Consider the following 23,828-nt stretch of genomic DNA (forward strand, 5'->3'; position numbering starts at 1 on the left):
TGCTTAAGCCTCCTTCTTCGCCTCGGCCGGAGCCTCGGCTGCGGGAGCCTCGGCCGAACCGGAGGCGGACTGCTGACGCGGGCCACCGTCACGACGGGGGCCGCGGCCGTCACGGCGGCCACGCTGGGGGCGAGGGGCCTTCGCCTGCTCGGCGGCCCACTCCTTCTCCGTCATGTCGCCCTTGTAGATCCACACCTTGACGCCGATGATGCCGAAGGTGGTCTTGGCCTCGAAGAAGCCGTAGTCGATGTTCGCGCGGAGCGTGTGCAGGGGCACACGGCCCTCGCGGTAGAACTCCGAACGCGACATCTCAGCGCCACCGAGGCGGCCCGAGCACTGCACGCGGATGCCCTTGGCACCGGCACGCAGCGCGGACTGGATGCCCTTGCGCATGGCGCGACGGAACGCGACACGCGAAGCGAGTTGCTCCGCGATGCCCTGGGCGACGAGCTGAGCGTCGACCTCGGCGTTCTTTACCTCGAGAATGTTCAGCTGGACCTGCTTACCGGTCAGCTTCTCGAGGTTGGCGCGCAGCTTGTCTGCCTCCGCACCGCGGCGGCCGATGACGATGCCGGGACGCGCGGTGTGCAGGTCGACACGCACGCGCTCACGGGTGCGCTCGATCTCGACCTTGGACACGCCAGCGCGCTCGAGGCCCTGCGACATGAGCTTGCGGATCTTGACGTCCTCGTCCACGTAGTCGCGGTAGCGCTCGCCCTTCTTGGTCGAGTCCGCGAACCAGCGCGAGCGGTGGTCGGTGGTGATCCCCAGGCGGTAGCCGTGCGGGTTGATCTTCTGACCCATTACTTGGCCCCTTCCTTGACGGCGGCGGGCTGAGCGACGACCACAGTGATGTGGCTCGTGCGCTTCAGGATCCGGTTGGCACGACCCTGAGCGCGCGGCTGAATGCGCTTCATGGTCGGACCCTCGTCCACCGTGATCGACTGGATAACGAGCTCGCGCTCGTCGAAACGCTCACCAGCGGCTTCGGCCTTGACCCGCGCATTGGCAACCGCCGAGGCGATGAGCTTGCGCACATCCTCAGCGACGGCCTGGGGCTGGAACTTCAGCGAGGCGATGGCCTCGACTGCGTTCATCCCGCGGACCAGGTTCACGACGCGGCGAGCCTTCTGGGCGGTCACGCGAACGTATCGCGTCTGCGCCTTGGCTTCCATCAGTAACTCCTCTTACCTACGCTCGGGCGCCTTAGCGGCGGCCCTTGCGGTCGTCCTTCACGTGGCCCTTGAACGTGCGGGTCGGGGCGAACTCGCCCAGCTTGTGACCGACCATCGACTCGGTGACGAACACCGGGACGTGCTTGCGGCCGTCGTGCACGGCAAAGGTGTGACCCAGGAAGTCCGGCGTGATGACGCTACGGCGCGACCAGGTCTTGATGACGTTCTTGGTACCCGCATCGTTCTGGGCGTCCACCTTCTTCTGCAGGTGGTCGTCGACGAAGGGGCCCTTCTTGAGACTGCGTGGCATTCTTCAGGCTCCTTAGCGCTTCTTGCCAGTACGACGGCGGCGGACGATGAGCTTGTCGGACTCCTTGCCCGGCTTGCGGGTGCGGCCCTCGGGCTTACCCCACGGCGAGACCGGGTGGCGACCACCGGAAGTCTTGCCCTCACCACCACCGTGCGGGTGGTCAACCGGGTTCATGACGACACCGCGGACGGTCGGGCGCTTGCCCTTCCAGCGCATACGGCCGGCCTTACCCCAGTTGATGTTCGACTGCTCGGCGTTGCCGACCTCGCCGACGGTCGCGCGGCAGCGCGCGTCGACGTTGCGGATCTCGCCGGAGGGCATGCGCAGCTGCGCGAAGCGGCCCTCCTTGGCGACGAGCTGCACCGAGGCGCCCGCCGAGCGGGCGATCTTGGCGCCGCCACCGGGCTTGAGCTCGATGGCGTGGATGACCGTACCGACCGGGATGTTGCGCAGCGGCAGGTTGTTGCCGGGCTTGATGTCAGCGCCGGGGCCAGCCTCGACCACGGTGCCCTGCGACAGCTTCTCGGGGGCGATGATGTAACGCTTCTCGCCGTCCGCGTAGTGCAGCAGCGCGATGCGCGCGGTGCGGTTGGGGTCGTACTCGATGTGAGCGACGGTCGCGGGAACGCCATCCTTGTCGTGACGACGGAAGTCGATCACGCGGTAGGCGCGCTTGTGACCGCCACCCTGGTGACGGGTGGTGATGCGACCGGTGTTGTTACGGCCGCCCTTCTTGTGAAGCGGACGGGTCAGCGACTTCTCGGGGGTGGAACGGGTCACCTCGACGAAGTCGGCGACCGACGAGCCACGGCGGCCCGGCGTCGTCGGCTTGTACTTGCGAATAGCCATGGTTGCTTGAGTCCTTTACCTAGCCCACGTGGCCCGAGAAGATGTCGAGCGCCTCGCCGCCACCGACGGTGACGATCGCGCGCTTGACGTCCTTACGCTTGCCCATCCCGAAGCGGGTGCGGCGCGTCTTGCCCTTGCGGTTGATGGTGTTCACCGAGAGAACCTTGACGTTGAAGATCTGCTCAACGGCGATCTTGATCTCGGTCTTGTTCGCCCGGGGGTCGACCTCGAAGGTGTACTTGCCCTCGTCCATGAGCGAGTAGCTCTTCTCCGACACGATCGGACGGATGAGGATGTCGCGGGGGTTCTTGTTCAGGGTGCTCACTTGGTCTCCTCCGCCTCGGACTCGGTGGCAACCGCGGTCGCCGACTTGCCCGTGGCCGGGCCGGCCAGGAACGCCTCGAGAGCGCCGGAGGTGAAGACGGTGTCGTCGTGCACCAGGACGTCGTAGGTGTTCAGCTGGTCAACCGGAATGACGTGGATCCAGGCCGCGTTGCGCAGCGACTTGAATGCGATCTCGTCCGAGCGCTCGAGAACGACCAGGGCGCTACGGCCGTTGGTGAGGTTCGCGACGGCCTCAAGGGCCTGCTTGGTCGAGGGGGTCTCGCCCGCGATGACGCCCTGAAGGACGTGGACGCGGTTGGCGCGGGCCCGGTCGGAGAGGGCGCCACGCAGGGCGGCGGCCTTCATCTTCTTGGGGGTGCGCTGCGAGTAGTCGCGCGGCTGGGGACCGTGCACCGTGCCACCACCAGCGAACTGGGGAGCGCGGATCGAACCCTGGCGGGCACGACCGGTGCCCTTCTGCTTGTAGGGCTTCTTACCACCACCCGCGACGTCGCCGCGGGTCTTGGTGGCGTGGGTGCCCTGGCGGGCGGCGGCGCGCTGGGCGACGACGACCTGGTGAATCAGGGGGACGTTCGTGACGACGTCGAACACCTCGCCGGGCAGGTCGGCGGTGCCGGCCTTCTTGCCCGAGGCGTCGAGCACGTCGACAGTCAGCGTTTCAGCCATGGTGTCACGCACCCTTCACGGCGGAGCGGATGAGGACGACCCCGCCCTTGTTACCGGGGACGGCGCCCTTGACGAGCAGCAGACCCTTCTCGGCGTCAACCGAGTGGACGGTGAGGTTCTGAATGGTCTTGCGGTCATTACCCATGCGACCGGCCATCTTGAGGCCACGGAACACGCGCGACGGCGTCGAAGCGCCACCGATCGAGCCGGGCTTGCGGTGGTTGCGGTGCGCACCGTGGGAGGCGCCCACACCGGCAAAGCCGTGGCGCTTCATGACACCGGCGGTGCCCTTTCCCTTGGTGGTGCCGGTCACGTCGACCTTCTGGCCTGCCTCGAACACCTCGGCGGTGAGCTCCTGGCCCAGCGAGTAGTCGGCGGCGTCAGCGGTCCGAACCTCGGCCACGTGGCGGCGCGGCGTGACGCCGGCTGCCTCGAAGTGGCCCTTCAGCGGGTTCGTGACGCGACGGGGGTCAACAGTGCCGAACGCGAGCTGGACGGCCTCGTAGCCATCGCGCTCGACGTTGCGCACCTGGGTCACGACGTTGGTGTCAACCTGAACGACGGTGACGGGAATGACCCGGCCCTCGTCGTCCCACACCTGCGTCATGCCCAGCTTCGTACCCAGCAGCGCACGGGTGGTGCGCTGGGCATTGGAAGTCGTAGTCATGGTGCTTGTGTCCTTATTTCTCTGGATTAGAGCTTGATCTCGATGTTGACGTCCGCGGGCAGGTCGAGGCGCATGAGCGAGTCGACAGCCTTGGGCGTCGGGTCCACGATGTCGATGAGGCGCTTGTGGGTGCGCATCTCGAAGTGCTCGCGGGAGTCCTTGTACTTGTGGGGAGAACGGATCACACAGAACACGTTCTTCTCCGTCGGAAGCGGCACGGGGCCGACCACCGAGGCGCCGGCGCGCGTGACCGTCTCAACGATCTTGCGGGCGGAGGAGTCGATGACCTCGTGGTCATAGCTCTTCAGCCGAATGCGGATCTTCTGTCCCGCCATGGCGTGGTTCTGCCTTTTCTCTTGGACGACTGTGGTCTCCACTTCCACCGACCCCCGCGCTCGGGCGTGTCGCTTATCTTCGACATACCTGTGCGCCTTCGATTTCTCGATGGTCACGTGGGTGTGGTGTGCGGCTGCCCGCAATAGGCAACCTGAATATTGTGCCAGATTTGGGGGTTCCTCGCAACACGGGCCCCGCTTGCCTGCGACCGTCCACTCTACCGTGGTATCACGCTCGCGTCGCGGGGCACCGCGACCGAATCCCGCCCACTCGCCTACGAGGACGAAACCCGGCTCCGGCATCGGCCCCCCGCACGCACAAGCGGGGGCCCGGCCGAAGCCGAACCCCCGCTCGCGCGAAGTAGGAAACTACTTACTTGACGATCTTGGTGACGGTGCCGGAACCCACGGTGCGGCCACCCTCACGAATCGCGAAGCCCTGACCCTCTTCGAGGGCGATGGGCTGGATGAGCTCAACCGACATGTCGGTGGTGTCACCGGGCATGACCATCTCGGTGCCCTCGGGCAGCGTGATGACGCCGGTCACGTCGGTGGTGCGGATGTAGAACTGCGGACGGTAGTTCGTGTAGAACGGGTTGTGGCGGCCACCCTCGTCCTTGTTCAGGATGTAGCAGCGACCCTCGAACTGGGTGTGCGGCGTGGTGGTGCCGGGCTGGACCACAACCTGGCCGCGCTCGACGTCCTCGCGCTTGGTGCCACGCAGCAGCAGACCGCAGTTCTCGCCGGCCCACGCCTCGTCCATCTGCTTGTGGAACATCTCGATACCGGTGACGGTGGTCTTCTGGGGCTCGCGGATGCCGAGGATCTCGACCTCCGAGTTGATCGCCAGCTTGCCGCGCTCGACCTTACCGGTGACGACGGTGCCACGACCGGTGATCGTGAAGACGTCCTCGATCGGCATGAGGAAGGGCTTGTCCATGTCACGCTGCGGGGTCGGAACGTTCTCGTCCACCGCGTCCATGAGCGCCTCAACCTTGGCAACCCACTCAGCGTCGCCCTCGAGCGCCTTCAGCGCCGAGACCTGGATGACGGGAGCGTTGTCACCGTCGAAGCCCTGCGAGGACAGGAGGTCACGGACCTCGACCTCGACGAGCTCGAGGATCTCCTCGTCGTCGACCATGTCGGACTTGTTCAGCGCGACCAGCAGGTAGGGAACGCCAACCTGCTTGGCGAGCAGCACGTGCTCACGCGTCTGGGCCATGGGACCGTCGGTCGCGGCGACCACGAGGATCGCGCCGTCCATCTGGGCGGCACCGGTGATCATGTTCTTGATGTAGTCGGCGTGACCCGGAGCGTCGACGTGCGCGTAGTGGCGCTTCTCGGTCTCGTACTCGATGTGCGCGATGTTGATCGTGATACCGCGCTCGCGCTCCTCAGGAGCCTTGTCGATGTCCTCGAAAGGCGTGAAGGGGTTGAGGTCCGGGTACTTGTCGTGCAGCACCTTCGAGATCGCAGCGGTCAGCGTCGTCTTACCGTGGTCAACGTGACCAATGGTGCCGATGTTGACGTGGTCCTTGGTCCGCTCGAACTTGGCCTTAGCCATGAGGTATTCCTCCTGATTAGTGAGACTGAGGTAAAGATGCTAGTCCCTGGTGTGGCTCGAAGCCATCCGGGGTAGATCCCTACTGGTCGTTATTGTTCCTGATTATTACGCCGGCTGGGGTTACTCGCCGCGGGTCTTCGCGATGATCTCGTCGGCCACAGCCTTCGGGACCTCCGCGTAGCTGTCGAACACCATCGAGTAGACGGCGCGACCGGACGTCTTCGACCGCAGGTCGCCGACGTAACCGAACATCTCCGACAGCGGCACGAGCGCGTCGACCACCTTGACGCCGGACGCATCCGACATCTGGCGGATCTGGCCGCGGCGGGAGTTGATGTCACCAATGACGTCACCCATGTACTCCTCGGGAGTACGGACCTCAACGGCGAACATCGGCTCGAGCAGGACGGGCTTCGCGAGGCGCGCGGCCTCCTTGAAGGCCATCGAGCCCGCGATCTTGAACGCCATCTCCGAGGAGTCGACGTCGTGGTAGGCACCGTCAAGCAGCGTGGCCTTGACGCCCACGACCGGGTAACCGGCCTGGATGCCCAGCTCCATCGCGGACTGGATACCGGCGTCGACCGACGGGATGTACTCGCGCGGCACGCGACCACCGGTCACGGCGTTGTCGAACTCGTACAGCACCTCGGCATCGGCCTCGAGGGGCTCCAGACGGATCTGGACCTTCGCGAACTGGCCGGAACCACCGGTCTGCTTCTTGTGCGTGTAGTCGTACTTGTCGACGGTCTTGCGGATCGTCTCGCGGTACGCCACCTGGGGCTTACCCACGTTGGCGTCGACCTTGAACTCGCGGCGCATGCGGTCCACGAGGATGTCGAGGTGCAGCTCGCCCATACCGCCGATGACGGTCTGGCCGGTCTCCTCGTCCAGGCGCACGCGGAAGGTGGGGTCCTCCTCGGCGAGCTTCTGGATGGCGGTCGACAGCTTCTCCTGGTCACCCTTGGTCTTGGGCTCGATGGCCACGTCGATCACGGGCTCCGGGAACGTCATCGACTCGAGGACGACCTGGTGGTCCGGGTTGCACAGGGTGTCACCGGTCGTGGTGTCCTTCAGACCGATCACGGCGTAGATGTGACCCGCCTGGATCGTGTCGACCGGGTTTTCCTTGTTGGCGTGCATCTGGAAGAGCTTGCCGATGCGCTCCTTCTTGCCCTTGGTCGAGTTAATGACCTGGGCACCGGTCTCGAGGTGACCGGAGTAGACGCGCACGTAGGTGAGGCGGCCGAAGAACGGGTGCGACACAACCTTGAACGCAAGGGCCGCGAAGGGCTCGTTCGCGTCGGCGTGACGCTCGATCTCGATGGACTCGTCCTTGGCGTCGACACCCTTGATGGCGGGCACGTCGGCCGGGCCGGGCAGGTAGTCGATGACCGCGTCGAGCATGGGCTGGACGCCACGGTTCTTGTACGCCGAGCCACACAGGACCGGGTACAGCTCCGAGGCAACCGTCATCTTGCGGATCGCGGCCTTGATCTCGGCCGTGGTCAGCTCCTCGCCGCCGAGGTACTTCTCGAGCAGCGCCTCGTCCGACTCGGCCACCGTCTCGAGGAGTTCGGCACGGTACTGGTCGGCCTTGTCCTTGAGGTCCGCGGGGATCTCGGTGGTCTCGTAGGTCGCACCCATGGTCACGTCGCCCTTGGCGTCGCCGGGCCACACCTTGGCGTTCATCTCGACGAGGTCGACGATGCCGACGAAGTCGTTCTCAGCGCCGATGGGCAGCTGGATGACGAGCGGCTTGGCGCCGAGGCGCTTCACGATGGTGTCGACCGTGAAGTAGAAGTCCGCGCCCAGCTTGTCCATCTTGTTGACGAAGCAGATGCGGGGGACGTCGTACTTGTCGGCCTGACGCCAGACGTTCTCCGACTGGGGCTCCACGCCCTCCTTCGCGTCGAAGACCGCGACCGCGCCGTCGAGGACGCGCAGCGAGCGCTCGACCTCGACCGTGAAGTCCACGTGACCGGGGGTGTCGATGATGTTGATCTGGTGCTTGTCCCAGAAGCAGGTCACCGCGGCGGAGGTGATGGTGATGCCGCGCTCCTGCTCCTGCTCCATCCAGTCAGTCGTCGACGCACCTTCGTGGGTCTCACCGATCTTGTGGTTCACACCCGTGTAGAACAGGATGCGCTCGGTGGTGGTGGTCTTGCCGGCGTCGATGTGCGCCATGATGCCGATGTTGCGGACCTTGGTGAGGTCCGTGAGCACGTCCTGTGCCACGAGTGGTTCTCCTTGGGTTGTCCGTCAGAACAGGGCAGCGACTACCAGCGGTAGTGCGCGAACGCCTTGTTCGACTCGGCCATCTTGTGCATGTCCTCGCGACGCTTGACAGCGGCGCCGAGGCCGTTCGAGGCGTCGAGGATCTCGTTCATCAGACGCTCGGTCATGGTCTTCTCGCGACGAGCGCGCGAGAAGTCGACGAGCCAGCGCAGCGCGAGCGTGGTCGAGCGGGTCGGACGCACGTCGACCGGCACCTGGTAGGTCGCGCCACCAACGCGGCGGCTGCGGACCTCAAGGGCGGGACGGATGTTGTCGAGCGCACGCTTCAGCACGGTCACGGCGTCCTGGCCGGACTTCTCGGCGACACCCTCGAGGGCACCGTAGACGATCGCCTCAGCGGTCGACTTCTTGCCGTCAAGCAGGACCTTGTTGATCAGCTGAGTGACGATGGGGGCACCGTGAACGGGGTCGTTGATGATGGGCCGCTTAGGGGCCGGTCCCTTGCGAGGCATTACTTCTTCTCCCTCTTCGCGCCGTAGCGGCTGCGAGCCTGCTGGCGGCCCTTGACACCCTGGGTGTCGAGCGAGCCGCGGACGATCTTGTAGCGCACACCGGGGAGGTCCTTCACACGACCACCGCGGACGAGCACGATCGAGTGCTCCTGCAGGTTGTGGCCCTCACCGGGGATGTACGCGGTGACCTCGATGCCGCTGGACAGGCGCACACGGGCGACCTTGCGCAGTGCCGAGTTCGGCTTCTTCGGCGTGGTGGTGTACACACGGGTGCACACGCCACGACGCTGGGGGCTGGACTTCAGGGCCGGCGTCTTGGTCTTGCTGGCCTTAGGGTGCCGGCCCTTTCGAACCAGCTGCTGAATCGTAGGCACTACTTCTCCGTTTGATCGGTGGACGAAACTCGTGGTGGTCCGACCCCCGCGCCCGGGCGTGTCGCACCTTCTTGATGGCGTACCCGGAAGGGCACGCATAGGGGCCCGACGTCGCGGGCACGAGTATCAACAATACTCGCCGTACGCGTAGGCGTCAAAGCCTGGGACCGTCGGGGCCTCCTGCGGGTGGCGACACCCGTGCGGTCGGATCGACCGCATCTATTGTAGACACGCCGGAGCGCATGCGCGAACAGCGCCAACCCGACTGCTATGGCACGCCTCGCTGAGGGCTTTTTAGCAGGGCCGATGCCGTGGCAACGGCCGTATGAGGTGCGCCACAGCGAAGCGTACGTATGGCATCGGCCACGCGGAGGCGTGCATTCGCGCCCGCCCCCTCGGGTCGTGGCGCACATGTCCTCATCTCCGCCATGCACGCGCCCGTCGTGGCGCGCGTGAGGACATGAGCAGCCCGGCGGCGAGCGGGACCCGGCCCACGCGCCCGCCGAGACACGCGAAGGCCCGGCCACCCCGAAGGGCAGCCGGGCCAAGCGTGACGCGGCGCTTAGTCGCGCGGCAGGTCGAACTCCTCGAGCGGCACGGCCTCGCCGGTGCCCTCCGAGAAGAACTGGCCGTCCCACTCCTCGTACCCGAAGGTCGGGAACAGGTTGGCCTTGGCCTCTTCGGTGGGCTCGACGGTCGCCGTGCGGTACTGGTGCAGACCGGTACCGGCGGGGATGAGCTTACCGAGGATGACGTTCTCCTTGAGGCCCACGAGCGGGTCGGACTTGCCGGACATCGCGGCCTCGGTGAGGACGCGCGTGGTCTCCTGGAAGGAGGCCGCCGACAGCCACGACTCGGTCGCGAGCGACGCCTTGGTGATACCCATGAGCTCGGGACGGGCCGATGCCGGCTTGCCGCCCTTCGTCACGGTCTCACGGTTGGCCTTCTCGAAGCGCGCACGCTCCGCGAGCTCGCCCGGCAGCAGCGGGGAGTCACCCGAGTCCAGCACGGTCACGCGACGCAGCATCTGGCGCACGATGACCTCGATGTGCTTGTCGTGGATCTCCACACCCTGTGAGCGGTACACGTTCTGCACCTCGTCGACCAGGTGCTTCTGCGTGGCACGGGGGCCGAGGATGCGCAGGACGCTCTTCGGGTCCACCGCACCGGCGACCAGCTGCTGGCCCACCTCGACGTGCTCGCCATCCTGAACCAGGAGACGCGAACGCTTCGTGACGGGGTACTCGAACGGCTCGTCGCCGTTGTCGGGCGTGACGACCAGGCGGCGCGTGGCCTCCGAGTCGTCGACCTTCAGGGTTCCGGCGACCTCGGAGATCGGGGCCTCACCCTTGGGGGTACGGGCCTCGAAGAGCTCCTGGACACGCGGCAGACCCTGCGTGATGTCGTCTGCGGACGCCACGCCACCGGTGTGGAACGTACGCATCGTCAGCTGGGTACCGGGCTCACCGATCGACTGGGCCGCAACGATACCGACGGCCTCGCCGATGTCGACAAGCTCACGGGTCGCGAGCGAGCGGCCGTAGCACTTGGCGCAGGTACCGACGGCGGACTCACAGGTGAGCACCGAACGGACCTTGACCTCGGTGATGCCGTGGCCGATTAGGTTGTCGATCAGCACATCGCCGATGTCCGCGCCGGCCTTACCGACCACGTTGCCGTCGGCGTCGGTGACGTCGGTCGCGAGCGTGCGGGCGAAGACCGAGGTCTCCACACGCTCGTGCTTGACGACCTCGCCCGTCGCGGTGGTCTCGACGATGGGCATCGCCAGTCCACGCTCCGTGCCGCAGTCCTCCTCGCGCACGATGACGTCCTGCGACACGTCCACCAGACGACGGGTCAGGTAACCCGAGTCGGCGGTACGCAGCGCGGTGTCGGCCAGACCCTTACGGGCACCGTGCGTCGCGATGAAGTACTCGAGGACCGACAGGCCCTCGCGGTAGTTCGACTTGATCGGACGCGGGATGATCTCACCCTTCGGGTTGGCCACGAGGCCACGCATACCCGCGATCTGACGGACCTGCATCCAGTTACCACGCGCACCCGAACCGACCATGGTGTGGACGGTGTTGTGCTTGGGGAACGACTCACGCATGGCGCGGTCGACCTCGTTGGTGGCCTGGGTCCAGATCTCGATGAGCTCCTGACGGCGCTCGTCGTCGGTGATCAGACCGGTCTCGTACTGGACCTGCACCTTCTCCGCCTGAGCCTCGTAACGCTCGAGGATCTCCTGCTTCGAGGCGGGCATCGCCACGTCGCCGATACCGATCGTGACGCCCGAGCGAGTGGCCCAGTGGAAGCCGGCCGCCTTGAGGGCGTCCAGCGACTCCGCGACCTCAACCTTGGGGTAACGCTCGGCGAGGGTGTTGACGATGTCGCCCAGCACCTTCTTGTCGACGTTGCGGTTGACGTAGGGGTACGACACGGGGAGCGTCTCGTTGAACAGCGCGCGGCCCAGCGTGGTCTCGAGGACGAACGGCTGTCCGGCCTCGTAGCCCTCGGGCAGCTCGAAGCCCACCGGCGGGATGGTGTCGCCGTCAACGCGCAGCTTGATCTGCGCGTTGAGGTCGATCTCGCCCGCGTCGAACGCCATGCGTGCCTCGGAGGTCGAGGTGAAGGCCAGGCCCTCGCCCTTGACGTCGTCCTTGAGCAGCGACAGGTGGTACAGGCCGATGATCATGTCCTGCGAGGGCATGGTCACCGGACGGCCGTCCGACGGCTTGAGGATGTTGTTGCTCGAGAGCATCAGCACGCGGGCCTCGGCCTGTGCCTCCGCCGACAGGGGCAGGTGCACGGCCATCTGGTCACCGTCGAAGTCGGCGTTGAACGCGCCGCAGACGAGCGGGTGCAGGTGGATGGCCTTGCCCTCAACGAGCTGAGGCTCGAACGCCTGGATGCCCAGACGGTGCAGGGTGGGCGCACGGTTGAGCAGCACGGGGTGCTCGGTGATGACCTCTTCAAGCACGTCCCAGACCTCGGGGCGCGAGCGCTCGACCATACGCTTGGCCGACTTGATGTTCTGCGCGTGGTTGAGCTCCACGAGACGCTTCATCACGAACGGCTTGAACAGCTCGAGCGCCATCTGCTTGGGCAGACCGCACTGGTGCAGCTTCAGCTGGGGGCCGACCACGATGACCGAACGGCCCGAGTAGTCGACACGCTTGCCCAGCAGGTTCTGACGGAAACGACCCTGCTTGCCCTTGAGCATGTCCGAGATGGACTTGAGGGGGCGGTTGCCGGGACCCGTCACCGGGCGACCACGACGGCCGTTGTCGAACAGCGCGTCCACGGCCTCCTGCAGCATGCGCTTCTCGTTGTTCACGATGATGTCGGGCGCACCCAGGTCCATCAGTCGCTTGAGGCGGTTGTTGCGGTTGATCACGCGGCGGTACAGGTCGTTGAGGTCGGAGGTCGCGAAGCGGCCACCGTCCAGCTGCACCATGGGACGCAGGTCCGGCGGGATGACCGGGACGGCGCCCAGGACCATGCCCGTGGGGCTGTTGGTGGTCGTGAGGAACGCGTTGACCACCTTCAGGCGCTTGAGCGCACGCGTCTTGCGCTGGCCCTTGCCGTTGGCAATGATGTCGCGCAGGTTCTCGGCCTCCGCCTCGAGGTCGAAGTCCTCGAGACGCTTCTGGATCGCCTCGGCACCCATCGAGCCCTTGAAGTAGGGGCCGTAGCGGCGCTGCAGCTCGCGGTAGAGCAGCTCGTCGCCCTCGAGGTCCTGGACCTTGAGGCTCGTGAAGCGGTCGAACACCGCGTCGAGACGATCGATCTCGGCGTCCGCGCGCTTGCGCAGGGTCGCCATCTCACGCTCGGCGCCGTCCTTGACCTTGCGCTTCACATCGGCCTTGGCACCCTCGGCCTCGAGCTCGGCGAGGTCCTTCTCCAACTTCTCGGCGCGGTTGTTGATGTCCACGTCGCGCTGGTTGGCGAGGTACTTCTTCTCGTTCTCGATCTCGTTGCGCAGCTCGGGAAGGTCGCGGTGACGCGCCTCCTCGTCCACCTCGGTGACCATGTAGGCCGCGAAGTAGATGACCTTCTCCAGGTCCTTGGGCGCGAGGTCCAGCAGGTAGCCCAGTCGCGACGGCACACCCTTGAAGTACCAGATGTGGGTCACGGGGGCGGCCAGCTCGATGTGGCCCATGCGCTCACGACGCACGCGCGAGCGGGTCACCTCGACGCCGCAACGCTCGCAGACGATGCCGCGGTAGCGGACGCGCTTGTACTTGCCGCAGCCACACTCCCAGTCACGGGTGGGGCCGAAGATCTTCTCGCAGAACAGGCCGTCCTTCTCGGGCTTGAGCGTGCGGTAGTTGATCGTCTCGGGCTTCTTCACCTCGCCGTGCGACCAGTTGCGGATCTCTTCCGCGGTCGCCAGGCCGATGCGCAGGTCGCCGAATTCGTTCACGTCGAACATTCAGGTTCCTTCTCTCAGATCTCGTCGACGCTGGAGGCGTCCGGGCGGCTGGACAGGGAGATACCGAGGGACTCGGCAGCCTGATACGCGTCATCCTCGTTGTCGCGCATCTCGATGACCTGACCCTCCTGGTTCAGGACCTCGACGTTCAGGCACAGGGACTGCATCTCCTTCATGAGCACCCGGAACGACTCGGGCAGGCCCGGGTCGGGGATGTTCTGGCCCTTCACGATGGCCTCGTACACCTTCACGCGGCCGACGACGTCGTCCGACTTGATGGTGAGGAGCTCCTGCAGCGCGTAGGCGGCGCCGTATGCCTCGAGGGCCCACACCTCCATCTCACCGAAGCGCTGGCCACCGAACTGGGCCTTACCGCCGAGCGGCTGCTGGGTGATCATCGAGTACGGGCCGGTCGAACGCGCGTGGATCTTGTCGTCGACCAGGTGGTGGAGCTTCAGGATGTACTTGTAACCCACGGCCACGGGCTCGGGGAACGGCTCACCGGTACGACCATCGAACAGTCGCGCCTTACCGTTCTCGTCGACCAGGCGGTCGCCGTCGCGGTTGGGGTTGATGACCGTGCGGAGGTTGATGAGCGTGTTCTCTTCGAGACCGTCGAACACGGGGGTTGCCACCGGCGTGCCGGGGGCCGACTTCTTGGCGGCCTCGGGCAGCTTCTTGGCCCACTCCTCGGTCGACTCGGTCGCATCCCAGCCGTGCTTGGCCACCCAGCCGGTGTGGGTCTCGAGGACCTGACCGACGTTCATGCGGCCGGGCACGCCCAGCGGGTTCAGGATCACGTCGACGGGCGTACCGTCCTCGAGGAACGGCATGTCCTCGACAGGCAGGATCGTCGAGATGACGCCCTTGTTGCCGTGACGACCGGCGAGCTTGTCACCCTCGGAGATCTTGCGACGCTGCGCGATGTAGACGCGCACCAGCTGGTTCACGCCTGCGGGCAGGTCGTCGCCGTCCTCCTCGGTGAACACGCGCACACCGATGACGGTGCCGGACTCGCCGTGGGGGACCTTGAGGGACGTGTCGCGCACCTCGCGCGCCTTCTCACCGAAGATGGCGCGCAGCAGGCGCTCCTCCGGGGTCAGCTCGGTCTCACCCTTCGGGGTGACCTTGCCGACCAGGATGTCGCCCGCACGCACCTCGGCGCCGATGCGGATGATGCCGCGCTCGTCGAGGTCGGCCAGCACCTCCTCGGAGGCGTTGGGGATGTCGCGGGTGATCTCCTCGGGGCCCAGCTTCGTGTCGCGGGCGTCGACCTCGTGCTCCTCGATGTGAATCGAGGTGAGGTCGTCGTCCTGCACGATGCGCTGCGACAGGATGATCGCGTCCTCGTAGTTGTGACCCTCCCAGCACATGAAGGCGACCAGCAGGTTGCGGCCGAGCGACAGCTCGCCCTCGTCGGTCGACGGACCGTCCGCGAGGACGGAGCCGGGGACGACCTGGTCGCCCTCGTCGACCAGCACGCGCTGGTTGTAGTTGGTGCCCTGGTTGGAGCGCTGGAACTTGGCGGCACGGTACGAGCCCGTGGTGCCGTCGTCGTTGGCGACGGTGATCAGCTCGGCGCTGACCTCGGTCACCACACCGGCCTTGGTCGCGACGACCACGTCACCGGCGTCCACGGCTGCGCGGCGCTCCATGCCGGTACCGACGAGCGGGGCGTCGGCGCGCACCAGCGGCACGGCCTGACGCTGCATGTTCGCACCCATGAGGGCGCGGTTGGCGTCGTCGTGCTCGAGGAACGGGATGAGGGCGGTCGCGACCGACACCATCTGGCGCGGCGAAACGTCCATGTAGTCCACGGCGTCGCGCGGCACGAACTCGACCTCGCCGCCCTTCGAGCGGACCAGGACGCGCTCCTCGGCGAACGAGTTGTCGTCGTCCAGCGCGGCGTTCGCCTGGGCGATGACGTAGTGGTCCTCGTCGTCTGCGGTCAGGTAGTCGATCTTGTCCGAGACCTGGCCCTTGATGACCTTGCGGTACGGCGTCTCGACGAAGCCGAGCGGGTTCACGCGGCCGTAGGTCGCGAGGGCGCCGATCAGGCCGATGTTCGGGCCTTCAGGGGTCTCAATGGGGCACATGCGGCCGTAGTGCGAGGGGTGAACGTCACGGACCTCCATGCCGGCGCGGTCACGGGACAGACCACCCGGGCCCAGCGCGGACAGACGACGCTTGTTCGTCAGGCCGGCCAGCGGGTTGTTCTGGTCCATGAACTGCGACAGCTGCGAGGTGCCGAAGAACTCACGGATCGCGGCCACGACGGGGCGCGTGTTGATCAGGGTCTGGGGCGTGATCGCCTCGACGTCCTGCGTCGTCATGCGCTCGCGCACGACGCGCTCCATGCGCGACAGACCGGTGCGAATCTGGTTCTGCACCAGCTCGCCGACGGCGCGAATACGGCGGTTGCCGAAGTGGTCGATGTCGTCGGTCTCGACCTCAACCTCGCCCGCGAGGGACTCGAAGGTCGCGTGGCCGGCGTGTGCGGCGAGCGTGTACTTGACGGTGGCGACGATGTCGTCGAGCGACAGCACCGAGTCACCGAGGGCCTTGCCGACCTTGAGCTTCTTGTTCAGCTTGAAGCGGCCGACCTTCGCGAGGTCGTAGCGCTTGGGGTTGAAGTAGAAGTTGTCGAGCAGGTTCTGACCGGCCTCGACCGTGGGCGGCTCGCCCGGGCGCAGCTTGCGGTAGAGGTCGACGAGCGCCTCTTCCTGCGAGTGGACGGTGTCCTTCTCGAGGGTGTCGAGCAGCGCGGGGAAGTCCTTGAACTCCGACGCGATGGCCTCGTCGGACATGCCGAGGGCCTTGAGGAACAGCGTCACGGGCTGCTTGCGCTTGCGGTCGACGCGCACGCCGACGGCGTCGCGCTTGTCGATCTCGAACTCGAGCCAGGCGCCGCGCGAGGGGATGACCTTCGCGGTGAAGATGTCCTTGTCCGACGTCTTGTCGGGCGTGCGCTCGAAGTACACACCGGGCGAACGGACCAGCTGCGACACGACGACGCGCTCGGTGCCGTTGACGATGAACGTGCCCTTGGGGGTCATGAGCGGGAAGTCGCCCATGAACACCGTCTGGGACTTGATCTCGCCCGTGGTGTTGTTCATGAACTCAGCGGTGACGAACAGCTGAGCGGCGTACGTGAAGTCCTTCTCCTTGCACTCCTCGGGAGTGTTGCGGGGCTCCTCGAAGTACGGGTCCGAGAAGCTGAGGGACATGGTCTGACCGAAGTCCTCGATCGGGGAGATCTCTTCGAAGACCTCCTGCAGACCGGCGATCTCCGGGACGTCATCGCGGCCGTCCTTCTGAGCCGCAGCCACGCGGCCCTTCCACGTCTCGTTGCCGATGAGCCAGTCAAAGCTCTCGGTCTGAATCCCCAGCAGGTTCGGGACCTCGATCGGCTCGGCAATCGAGGCGAAGGAGATACGGGGGGATGCGGAGCGGTTGGCGATGGCGGTAGCCGAGGGGGTGCGCGAAGCAGCCAAGGGCGGGTCCTTCCCTTTTTGTAGCGTGCGTGTCGCGAGTCACAAGCCGCAGCTCCACCGGATCCCGGGGCCAAGCCGCTATGGAGCGGAGGCGCGCCGGGTAGGCATCTGAGGGCAGGGCAATAGACAGCGCAAAGCAAGAGCGTACTCGCCGCCGGACAAAATGTCCAACGGCGCAAGCCGACTCGCCGGGCGTTGCCACATCTGGGCGGCACCGGAACGCTTTCGCTGGCCACGAGCGTACCAATGACCGGCCACGGAGTGCGCCACCGCGGCCCGGCGAGCGGCAAGGGCGAGCCCGCCACGGCATCGGCCATCGGGAGAAACGACGAAGGCCGGGCCTCCCCGAAGGGAGACCCGGCCCGCGTGCGAAAAGGGGTGAGCTTACTTGAGCTCGACGGTGGCGCCGGCAGCCTCGAGCTGCTCCTTGGCCTTCTCCGCGTCCTCCTTCTTGGCGCCCTCGAGGACGGCCTTGGGGGCCTCGTCCACGAGCGCCTTGGCCTCGCCGAGGCCGAGCGACGTGAGCGCGCGCACCTCCTTGATGACCTGGATCTTCTTGTCGCCAACGGCGGTGAGGATGACGTCGAACTCGTCCTTCTCCTCAGCAGCCTCGGCCTCGCCCGCGGGGGCGGCGGCCACGGCAACGGCCGCGGGGGCGGCGGCGGTGACGTCGAAGGTCTCCTCGAACGCCTTCACGAACTCCGACAGCTCGATGAGCGAGAGCTCCTTGAACTGCTCGATGAGCTCTTCGGTGGTGAGCTTAGCCATGATGGTTTCCTAACTTTTTGCTGCGTGTGAGCAGAGGGTGGAGATGGGGGTAGCGGCCCTTAGGCCGCGTCTCCCTGCTTGGCACGCAGGGCGTCGACGGCGCGCGCTGCCTTGGACAGCGGTGCCTGGAACATGTATGCGGCGTTGACGAGCGAGGCCTGCATGGCACCCGCCGCCTTCGCGAGCAGCACTTCACGGGACTCGAGGTCTGCGAGCTTGTTGATCTCCTCGGCGGAGAGCACATTGCCTTCGAGAACGCCGCCCTTGATGACGAGCTTGTCGTTCTCCTTGGCAAAACCCTTCAGACCCTTTGCAGCCTCCACCGGGTCACCGGTGATGAATGCAATGGCCGTGGGACCAACGAAGAGGTCGTCGAGACCTTCCACGCCGGCATCCTTGGCCGCGAGCGCCGTCAGAGTGTTCTTCGCGACCACGTAGGTCGCGGCGCCGCGGAGCTTCGTGCGCAGCTCAGCGAGCTGCGGCACCGAAAGGCCGCGGTACTCGGTGACAACGACAGCCGAGGCGTCACGGAACTGGTCCGCGAGCTCCTTGACTGCTGCCACCTTGTCTGGCGTCGCCATGGGGTGTCCTTCCTTCGGGTGACCGTCGGCGCCTCCTTGCGGAGACGGCCTCCCCCGGACAACAGAAAAGCCCCGCGCAGGCGGGGCTGGGCCGCGTCGTACGACGCTTCTCAGTTCACCTGCGCTGGCCTCCGCTGCTGCGGGACTTCGGTCGGGCTCGCTTGCGCGCTCCTGACAACCGGCGGTCTTGGGCGTTGAAAATCTTACACCACTTTTCGAGTGGTGTCTCCTTGAGGCGGCCGATGCGATGGCGGGCCTCCATACGGGGCCATGCCACGGCATAGGCCGCCGGAAAAGGAGATGACCCGGCTGTCCGTCCAGTGGGACGGGCAGCCGGGCCGGGCGACGCGCCGCGTCCCCGGTGGGGGGCGAGGGCGGTCGCGTGCTCTCTGACACTCAGTCCGGGGTCACCGGGCCTCGCGCGAGTGCGTCTGGTGTGCCTGCTCTACTTCTCGATCTTGGCGAGGGCGTCCACGGGGATACCGGGGCCCTGGGTCGCCGAGATGGAGGCCTTGATGATGTAGCGACCCTTCGAGGCGGACGGCTTCACACGCTGGACCTCGTCGAGGACGGCCTGGAAGTTCTCGAGCAGCTTCTCGTCGCCGAACGACGCCTTGCCGATCACCGAGTGAAGGTTGGCGTGCTTGTCGACACGGAACTCGATCTTTCCGCCCTTGATGTCGGACACGGCCTTGGCCACGTCCATCGTCACGGTGCCGGTCTTGGGGTTCGGCATGAGGCCACGGGGGCCGAGCACGCGGCCGAGGCGACCGACCTTACCCATGAGGTCGGGCGTGGCGACCACAGCGTCGAAGTCCTGGCGTCCGCCCTGAACCTCGTCGATGAGCTCGTCGCCGCCGACGATGTCGGCGCCGGCCTCACGTGCGGCGTCTGCCTTGTCACCGTTGGCGAAGACCAGGACCCGAGCGGTCTTGCCGGTGCCGTGAGGCAGGATGGTGGTCGAACGGACGGCCTGGTCCGCGTGACGGGGGTCGACGCCCAGCTTGAACACGACGTCGATGGTCGAGTCGGTGTTCTTCGAGGCAGTCTTCTGCGCGAGACGCACGGCCTCGAGCGGGGTGTAGAGCTGGCTACGGTCGACGAGCTGAGCTGCGTCGCGGTAAGCCTTGGAGCGCTTGGTCATCTGCTTCTTCCTTTGCAGTCGTGGTGGCGGGTCAGCGCGACCCCTCCCACTGGTCTTTCTGGTGCGGTCCTTAGGAGACCGTGATGCCCATGGAGCGGGCGGTGCCGGCGATGATCTTCGCAGCGGCGTCGATGTCGTTGGCGTTGAGGTCGGCCATCTTCTGCTCGGCGATCTCGCGCACCTGCTCCTCGGTCAGCGAGCCGACCTTGGTGGTGTGCGGAGTGCCGGAGCCCTTGGGGACGCCTGCGGCCTTCTTGATGAGTTCTGCGGCCGGCGGGGTCTTCGTGATGAACGTGAAGGAACGGTCTTCGTAGACCGTGATCTCCACGGGAATCACGTTGCCACGCTGCGACTCGGTGGCCGCGTTGTAGGCCTTGCAGAACTCCATGATGTTCACGCCGTGCTGACCCAGGGCGGGTCCAACGGGCGGAGCGGGGTTCGCGGCGCCGGCCTGGATCTGAAGCTTGATCAGACCAGCGACCTTCTTCTTAGGGGCTGCCATGTTTCGGGTCCTTCTGTTGCTGGGGGCGGCTGGCTGCCGCCGTGGGTGCTGGCGTCAGGCTCAGATCTTCTGGACCTGAGTGAACGCCAGCTCGACCGGGGTCTCCCGGCCGAAGATGGAGACGAGAACCTGGAGCTTCTGGGACTCCACGGAGATCTCGGAGATGGTGCCGGGCAGCGTGGCAAACGGGCCATCGATGACGGTGATGGACTCGCCCACCACGAAGTCGACCTCGACGGGCGCGGCCTTGCTCTGCGACGGCTCCTCGGACGTGGCGTCGGCGCCCTCCTTGGGGGCGAGCATCGCGTACACCTCGTCGGGCGTCAGCGGCACGGGCTGGTGGGCGTGACCCACGAATCCCGTAACGCCGGGGGTGTTGCGCACGGTGCCCCACGACTCGTCCGTGAGGTACATGCGCACCAGGACGTATCCGGGCATCCGCACGCGGGTCACCAGCTTGCGCTGGCCGTTCTTGATTTCGGCGACGTCTTCCATCGGCACCTCGACCTGGAAGATGAAGTCTTCCTGGTGAAGGCTCTCGCGGCGGTGCTCAATGGACTGCTTCACGCGCTTCTCGTGACCCGAGTAGCTGTGAATGACGTACCAGTCGCCCTCCTGCATACGCAGCTGGGCCTTGAACTCCTCGATGGGGTCGACCGGGGCGGGAACCTCCGCGGCCTCGTCTTCGAGCTCGACGGCGGCCTCTTCGGCGGCTTCGATCTCGTCGTCGGACGGAATGGTGTCGTCGTCGTCCTCGATCAGCGTGTCCTCGGGAGCGTCCGACAGCTGAGCCTCGTCGACCGCAGGGGTCACGTCGTCGGCCGGGGCGTCCGCGGCCGCCTGTGCGCGGTCGGTCGCCTCGGCGATGTCGGCTACGAGGGCGTCCAGCTTGTCGCCGGCCGCGTCGAGCTTGTCGTCACTCACGAGTCACCACTTCCTAGATTCGTTGTGCGGCAGTTAGCCGCCGAACACCCACGCGGACAGCGATCCGAACCCGAGGTCGAGCACGAACACCAGCACCATCATCACGGCCACGAAGCCCAGGACGATCCAGATGTAACGGATCAGTTCCTCGCGGGTGGGGGTCACCACCCGCTTGAGCTCGGAGACCACCTGGCGCACGAACAGCGCGATGCGTCCGAAGATGCTCAGGCCCTCGCGGCTTTCGTGCCGCGGGTCCCGCTCTCCGGAATCCGTCACGGCAGATTCGCTCACCAGGAAATCCTTTGCTCGGAATCGGGGGTGTTGTGGGTGCACGACCAAGGCCGTGCCCAGCAGGGTAGGAGGGACTCGAACCCCCAACCGTCGGTTTTGGAGACCGATGCGCTACCAATTGCGCCACTACCCTCCGGAGGCGTTGGGACCTCCGTTGGCTCTTGCCGTTCGCCGATGCGTCACCGTGCCAGGGCGCGGGTCATCATCGGGATCGTCAATCGCCGAACTGCAATGGTACGGGTTCTGGCTCAGAAAAGCGAACCCGGTCTGCCTGGGGCATGCTCGCCCTCGGCGCTCCGGCTCTCGAGCCCGTCCATTCTCGCATTGACGGGCTGCACAGCCGAAACCTGCACTCGGACCCGACATTCAGCGGATTGACGGGAGCGGCGCCCCGGCCAGTGCTGCAGCTACCGCGTCCGCCACGCTGATCGGTGCGGCGCCGCACAGGTCGCGATAAGTGAATCTCAAGACCATGTAGCCACGCCGCGTCAGTTCGCGGTCACGACTGCGGTCCCGCTGAAACGCCGCCGGGTTGTCGTGGTGCTGACGACCATCCACTTCCACCACTACCTTCTCGGCAGCGACGAGGTCCACCCGCCCCACACCATCAATGAAGCGCTGCGGATGGACGGAGATCCCGGCCCGCGCGAGGTCGAGGCGCGCGATTGTCTCCGGAGGCGACTCCGCCCGCCCATCCATGTGAGCGAGCAACCAGTCGCGGCGATGATGCGTGGAGCGGGCAAACGCAGCGATCTGGTCCGGCCGCACCAGGCCCTGGTGGAGTGCCGAATCCACGGCCACGAGGTGCTCACGCTCGTCGAGACAGCACCCGGCTGCATCGAGCGCCTCGGACACGGGTGCCACCCTCATCGCGCGCAGCGGCGTCGGCGCGCCTGTATGGAAGTGAAGGCGCACTCCCGCCGGCCGGCGACGTGCCGCCCCGCTCGCGCGGTCCACTTCCACGCACACCGACGACGGGGATGAGAGCACGGCCACGCCTCGCTGCCCGAGCGCGGTGGAGCACGTCACGGTGCCGTGAAGCCGCGCCGCGGCGAGACGTTCGCCGCCCGTGTCTGGTAGCGCCACCAGCCCGCGCGAGACATCGATGATCTCGCCGTCCGTGCGAGCCACCGAGATGTGGTGGCGTGTGCACCCGAGCGCCACCAGGTCGCGGACCCGTGCCACACCGCCGCATCTGCGCAGTGCCCGGGCGACGTCCATGCGGTCTACGTTGCCGCGTCCTCACGTCGGACGGGCGCTCGGGACGCCATCTGTGGACAACACCCCGCACTCGAGCCCGTCGTCGGGGCATCTGATGGGCGCGAGTGCCGATATCTGCAGCCCAGCCCGACAATCTGCGAGATGACGGGCTGGGCTGCAGGTGCTGACGGGCACAGGTTTCACGGGTGGAAGCAGCGCGCACGCGTGGAACAATGCACCCATGACCTCCTCCAGCCGCGTGTCTGCCCGCCTCGGCGCCATTGCGCCGTCTGCCACCCTCGCCGTCGACGCCAAGGCCAAGGCCCTCAAGGCCGCAGGCCGTCCGGTGATCGGTTTCGGAGCGGGTGAGCCCGACTTCCCCACGCCGCAGCACATCGTGGATGCCGCCGTCGAGGCCGCGCGCGACCCGAAGAACCACCGCTACACGCCTGCCGCCGGTCTTCCCGAGCTGAAGCAGGCCATCGCGGACAAGACCCGGCGCGACTCGGGCTACGAGATTGACCCCGCCAGCGTGCTCGTCACCAACGGCGGCAAGCAGGCTGTGTTCCAGGCGTTCGCCGCGATCCTCGACCCGGGCGACGAGGTCATCCTGCCCGCGCCCTACTGGACCACCTACCCCGAGGCCATCACGCTCGCGGGAGCGACCCCCGTCGAGGTGTTCGCCGGAGCCGACCAGGGCTACCTCGTGACGGTGGACCAGCTCGAGGCCGCCCGCACCGAGAACACCAAGGCGCTGCTGTTCTGCAGCCCCTCGAACCCCACGGGCGCCGTGTACTCGCAGGAGCAGACCAAGGCCATCGGCGAGTGGGTGCTCGAGCACGGCATCTGGGTGATCACCGACGAGATCTACGAGCACCTGCTCTATGACGGCGCCCAGTTCACGCCCATCCTGCGCGAGGTTCCCGCGCTCGCCGACACGACCATCGTGCTCAACGGCGTTGCCAAGACCTTCGCGATGACCGGCTGGCGCGTGGGCTGGATGCAGGGCCCCGCGGACGTCATCAAGGCCGCCACCAACTTCCAGAGCCACCTCACGTCCAACGTGGCCAACGTGAGCCAGCGCGCCGCGATCGCCGCCCTGACCGGGCCCATGGACGAGGTCGAGGCCATGCGCGTGGCCTTCGACCGCCGCCGCAAGACCATGGTCGAGATGCTGTCGGCCATCGACGGCTTCCAGGTGCCCGTGCCGCAGGGCGCGTTCTACGCCTACCCGTCGGTCGAGGGCGTCCTTGGCCGCGAGATCCGGGGCAAGGTCGCGAACACCTCCGCCGAGCTCGCGGCGATCATCCTCGACGAGGCCGAAGTGGCCGTCGTACCCGGCGAGGCCTTTGGGCCCTCGGGCTACGTGCGACTGTCCTACGCGCTGGCCGATGCCGACCTCGCCGAGGGTGTGGGCCGCATCCAGGAGCTGCTCGCCCAGTAGGCGACAACGT

22 protein-coding genes and 1 tRNA gene are annotated in these 23,828 nt (G+C 66.5%); 1 reads left to right on the top strand and 22 read right to left on the bottom strand.

The genetic code is table 11. The features are described from left to right. Nucleotides 1–3 precede the first annotated feature (3 nt). The 22 genes from rpsC to B7K24_RS00715 form a co-directional block, all read right to left on the bottom strand. Nucleotides 4–804 (bottom strand): 30S ribosomal protein S3, encoded by an 801-nt coding sequence (gene rpsC / locus B7K24_RS00610; RefSeq protein WP_084127920.1) that lies wholly within the window; start codon nt 802–804, stop codon nt 4–6. Next, entirely contained in the window at nt 804–1,175 is a 372-nt protein-coding gene (gene rplV, locus B7K24_RS00615) for a 50S ribosomal protein L22 (RefSeq protein WP_084127921.1), read from the bottom strand. The genes rpsC and rplV overlap by 1 nt, the downstream gene beginning before the upstream one ends. 31 nt (nt 1,176–1,206) lie before the next feature. After that, a complete protein-coding gene (gene rpsS / locus B7K24_RS00620) occupies nt 1,207–1,485 on the bottom strand; it encodes a 30S ribosomal protein S19 (RefSeq protein WP_062293970.1) in 279 nt (92 codons plus the stop codon). 12 nt (nt 1,486–1,497) lie between these two features. Then, nucleotides 1,498–2,334, bottom strand: a complete 837-nt coding sequence (rplB, locus tag B7K24_RS00625) for a 50S ribosomal protein L2 (protein ID WP_084102328.1) — start codon at nt 2,332–2,334, stop codon at nt 1,498–1,500. A 19-nt stretch (nt 2,335–2,353) separates the two neighbouring features. Continuing rightward, on the bottom strand, nt 2,354–2,659 hold the full coding sequence (rplW, locus tag B7K24_RS00630; protein ID WP_084077284.1) for a 50S ribosomal protein L23: 306 nt from the start codon (nt 2,657–2,659) through the stop codon (nt 2,354–2,356). After that, nucleotides 2,656–3,345: a 50S ribosomal protein L4 gene (rplD, locus tag B7K24_RS00635; protein WP_084127922.1), complete on the bottom strand. Its 690-nt coding sequence runs from the start codon at nt 3,343–3,345 to the stop codon at nt 2,656–2,658. The genes rplW and rplD overlap by 4 nt, the downstream gene beginning before the upstream one ends. A gap of 4 nt (nt 3,346–3,349) precedes the next feature. Further along, on the bottom strand, nt 3,350–4,012 hold the full coding sequence (gene rplC, locus B7K24_RS00640; RefSeq protein WP_084127924.1) for a 50S ribosomal protein L3: 663 nt from the start codon (nt 4,010–4,012) through the stop codon (nt 3,350–3,352). Between the two features lie 26 nt (nt 4,013–4,038). Further along, on the bottom strand, nt 4,039–4,347 hold the full coding sequence (rpsJ, locus tag B7K24_RS00645; RefSeq protein ID WP_042213186.1) for a 30S ribosomal protein S10: 309 nt from the start codon (nt 4,345–4,347) through the stop codon (nt 4,039–4,041). Nucleotides 4,348–4,720: 373 nt separating this feature from the next. After that, nucleotides 4,721–5,911, bottom strand: coding sequence for an elongation factor Tu (gene tuf / locus B7K24_RS00650; RefSeq protein WP_084127926.1), 1,191 nt, complete (start codon nt 5,909–5,911; stop codon nt 4,721–4,723). A 120-nt stretch (nt 5,912–6,031) separates the two neighbouring features. Then, complete coding sequence (fusA, locus tag B7K24_RS00655; RefSeq protein ID WP_084127928.1) at nt 6,032–8,146, bottom strand: elongation factor G; 2,115 nt, start codon at nt 8,144–8,146, stop codon at nt 6,032–6,034. Between the two features lie 41 nt (nt 8,147–8,187). Beyond that, on the bottom strand, nt 8,188–8,658 hold the full coding sequence (gene rpsG / locus B7K24_RS00660) for a 30S ribosomal protein S7 (protein WP_084102335.1): 471 nt from the start codon (nt 8,656–8,658) through the stop codon (nt 8,188–8,190). Continuing rightward, the gene (gene rpsL, locus B7K24_RS00665) at nt 8,658–9,032 is read right to left on the bottom strand and encodes a 30S ribosomal protein S12 (RefSeq protein ID WP_084077292.1); all 375 of its coding nucleotides are present in this window, start codon (nt 9,030–9,032) and stop codon (nt 8,658–8,660) included. Before rpsL ends, rpsG begins: the two co-directional genes overlap by 1 nt. 562 nt (nt 9,033–9,594) lie before the next feature. Continuing rightward, nucleotides 9,595–13,470, bottom strand: a complete 3,876-nt coding sequence (locus tag B7K24_RS00670; protein ID WP_084127930.1) for a DNA-directed RNA polymerase subunit beta' — start codon at nt 13,468–13,470, stop codon at nt 9,595–9,597. A 14-nt stretch (nt 13,471–13,484) separates the two neighbouring features. After that, complete coding sequence (gene rpoB / locus B7K24_RS00675; protein WP_084127932.1) at nt 13,485–16,964, bottom strand: DNA-directed RNA polymerase subunit beta; 3,480 nt, start codon at nt 16,962–16,964, stop codon at nt 13,485–13,487. Nucleotides 16,965–17,348: 384 nt separating this feature from the next. Further along, a complete protein-coding gene (rplL, locus tag B7K24_RS00680) occupies nt 17,349–17,732 on the bottom strand; it encodes a 50S ribosomal protein L7/L12 (protein WP_084127934.1) in 384 nt (127 codons plus the stop codon). A gap of 59 nt (nt 17,733–17,791) precedes the next feature. Further along, nucleotides 17,792–18,313, bottom strand: coding sequence for a 50S ribosomal protein L10 (rplJ, locus tag B7K24_RS00685; protein WP_084102339.1), 522 nt, complete (start codon nt 18,311–18,313; stop codon nt 17,792–17,794). A 445-nt stretch (nt 18,314–18,758) separates the two neighbouring features. Next, nucleotides 18,759–19,457, bottom strand: a complete 699-nt coding sequence (rplA, locus tag B7K24_RS00690) for a 50S ribosomal protein L1 (RefSeq protein ID WP_084127936.1) — start codon at nt 19,455–19,457, stop codon at nt 18,759–18,761. 70 nt (nt 19,458–19,527) lie between these two features. Continuing rightward, complete coding sequence (gene rplK / locus B7K24_RS00695; protein ID WP_084127938.1) at nt 19,528–19,959, bottom strand: 50S ribosomal protein L11; 432 nt, start codon at nt 19,957–19,959, stop codon at nt 19,528–19,530. Between the two features lie 60 nt (nt 19,960–20,019). Further along, nucleotides 20,020–20,883 (bottom strand): transcription termination/antitermination protein NusG, encoded by an 864-nt coding sequence (gene nusG, locus B7K24_RS00700; protein ID WP_084127940.1) that lies wholly within the window; start codon nt 20,881–20,883, stop codon nt 20,020–20,022. 33 nt (nt 20,884–20,916) lie between these two features. Beyond that, complete coding sequence (gene secE, locus B7K24_RS00705) at nt 20,917–21,174, bottom strand: preprotein translocase subunit SecE (RefSeq protein WP_084127942.1); 258 nt, start codon at nt 21,172–21,174, stop codon at nt 20,917–20,919. 60 nt (nt 21,175–21,234) lie between these two features. Beyond that, nucleotides 21,235–21,307, bottom strand: a tRNA-Trp gene (locus B7K24_RS00710). A gap of 233 nt (nt 21,308–21,540) precedes the next feature. Continuing rightward, nucleotides 21,541–22,395: a DUF559 domain-containing protein gene (locus B7K24_RS00715; RefSeq protein WP_084127943.1), complete on the bottom strand. Its 855-nt coding sequence runs from the start codon at nt 22,393–22,395 to the stop codon at nt 21,541–21,543. Nucleotides 22,396–22,615: 220 nt separating this feature from the next. Between B7K24_RS00715 and B7K24_RS00720 the strand changes: the two genes are divergently transcribed. Further along, on the top strand, nt 22,616–23,818 hold the full coding sequence (locus B7K24_RS00720) for a pyridoxal phosphate-dependent aminotransferase (protein ID WP_084127945.1): 1,203 nt from the start codon (nt 22,616–22,618) through the stop codon (nt 23,816–23,818). Nucleotides 23,819–23,828 lie beyond the last annotated feature (10 nt).

The organism is Demequina sp. NBRC 110055 (genome assembly GCF_002090135.1).
Taxonomy (GTDB): Bacteria; Actinomycetota; Actinomycetes; order Actinomycetales; family Demequinaceae; genus Demequina.

Bases quoted from the DNA above. Each gene is read 5' to 3' on its own strand.
- rpsC (WP_084127920.1), bottom strand. From the start codon at position 804: ATGGGTCAGAAGATCAACCCGCACGGCTACCGCCTGGGGATCACCACC.
- rplV (WP_084127921.1), bottom strand. From the start codon at position 1,175: ATGGAAGCCAAGGCGCAGACGCGATACGTTCGCGTGACCGCCCAGAAG.
- rpsS (WP_062293970.1), bottom strand. From the start codon at position 1,485: ATGCCACGCAGTCTCAAGAAGGGCCCCTTCGTCGACGACCACCTGCAG.
- rplB (WP_084102328.1), bottom strand. From the start codon at position 2,334: ATGGCTATTCGCAAGTACAAGCCGACGACGCCGGGCCGCCGTGGCTCG.
- rplD (WP_084127922.1), bottom strand. From the start codon at position 3,345: ATGGCTGAAACGCTGACTGTCGACGTGCTCGACGCCTCGGGCAAGAAG.
- rplC (WP_084127924.1), bottom strand. From the start codon at position 4,012: ATGACTACGACTTCCAATGCCCAGCGCACCACCCGTGCGCTGCTGGGT.
- rpsJ (WP_042213186.1), bottom strand. From the start codon at position 4,347: ATGGCGGGACAGAAGATCCGCATTCGGCTGAAGAGCTATGACCACGAG.
- tuf (WP_084127926.1), bottom strand. From the start codon at position 5,911: ATGGCTAAGGCCAAGTTCGAGCGGACCAAGGACCACGTCAACATCGGC.
- rpsG (WP_084102335.1), bottom strand. From the start codon at position 8,658: ATGCCTCGCAAGGGACCGGCCCCTAAGCGGCCCATCATCAACGACCCC.
- B7K24_RS00670 (WP_084127930.1), bottom strand. From the start codon at position 13,470: ATGTTCGACGTGAACGAATTCGGCGACCTGCGCATCGGCCTGGCGACC.
- rplL (WP_084127934.1), bottom strand. From the start codon at position 17,732: ATGGCTAAGCTCACCACCGAAGAGCTCATCGAGCAGTTCAAGGAGCTC.
- rplJ (WP_084102339.1), bottom strand. From the start codon at position 18,313: ATGGCGACGCCAGACAAGGTGGCAGCAGTCAAGGAGCTCGCGGACCAG.
- rplA (WP_084127936.1), bottom strand. From the start codon at position 19,457: ATGACCAAGCGCTCCAAGGCTTACCGCGACGCAGCTCAGCTCGTCGAC.
- rplK (WP_084127938.1), bottom strand. From the start codon at position 19,959: ATGGCAGCCCCTAAGAAGAAGGTCGCTGGTCTGATCAAGCTTCAGATC.
- B7K24_RS00715 (WP_084127943.1), bottom strand. From the start codon at position 22,395: ATGGACGTCGCCCGGGCACTGCGCAGATGCGGCGGTGTGGCACGGGTC.
- B7K24_RS00720 (WP_084127945.1), top strand. From the start codon at position 22,616: ATGACCTCCTCCAGCCGCGTGTCTGCCCGCCTCGGCGCCATTGCGCCG.